General features: G+C 55.1%; 1 protein-coding gene. It reads left to right on the top strand.

Annotation, left to right across the window (positions count from 1 at the left end):
- A partial coding sequence (locus AAC147_RS12065; RefSeq protein WP_047686681.1) for an AMP-binding protein occupies positions 1-254 on the top strand: 254 nt, incomplete at both ends.

Here is a 254-nt window from a genome sequence, read left to right as displayed (position 1 = left end):
TATGTGCTGGATGGACAGGGTAATCTGTCCCCGATAGGTGCGCCGGGAGAACTGTATGTCGGTGGTGCCGGGGTAGCACGGGGGTATTTAAACCAGCCTGAACTGACTGCTGAGCACTTTGTGGTCAACCCGTTTGCCACGGATGAAGACAAGGCACGGGGTTATACCCGGCTGTATAAAACCGGGGATTTGGTGCGCTGGCGGCCGGATGGCAAGCTGGACTATCTGGGACGTAATGATTATCAGGTCAAGAT

The sequence above is a fragment of the Xenorhabdus sp. NBAII XenSa04 genome (genome assembly GCF_963866145.1).
GTDB classification, from domain to species: Bacteria; Pseudomonadota; Gammaproteobacteria; order Enterobacterales; family Enterobacteriaceae; genus Xenorhabdus; species Xenorhabdus indica.
The sequence above is the reverse complement of the archived record's forward strand: the minus strand, read 5'-3'. Positions and strand labels throughout refer to the sequence as shown.